At 61.0% G+C, this 292-nt stretch carries 1 protein-coding gene; it reads left to right on the top strand.

Annotation, left to right across the window (positions count from 1 at the left end):
* Window positions 1–292, top strand: a 292-nt coding sequence (locus R2R70_RS19650) for a hemagglutinin repeat-containing protein (RefSeq protein ID WP_410978844.1), incomplete at both ends; no start/stop codon positions are given.

Here is a 292-nt window from a genome sequence, read left to right as displayed (position 1 = left end):
CCAGGTAAACGGTAGCTCACTGAAAGTTGGCGGCATTTCGCAGATCGCCGTGACCGGCGACCTGAACGCGTCAGGCGCGAACATCAACCTGGGCGGTGGCGGTGTCGTCGCGGCGAAAGGTAACGTGAACCTGGAAGAGGCCAAGTCCACGTCAACGGTCGATAGCAACAGTTCGGGCAAGGACGGTCACGGCAGCTATTCGGAGTCGTCGCACCTCTCGGACGATACGCTCACGGCCACCACGCTCAACGCGGGCAATTCGCTGACCGTTGCATCGGGCAAGGACATCAAC

It is taken from the genome of Cobetia sp. SIMBA_158, assembly GCF_046566945.1.
GTDB classification, from domain to species: Bacteria; Pseudomonadota; Gammaproteobacteria; order Pseudomonadales; family Halomonadaceae; genus Cobetia; species Cobetia amphilecti.
The sequence above is the reverse complement of the archived record's forward strand: the minus strand, read 5'-3'. Positions and strand labels throughout refer to the sequence as shown.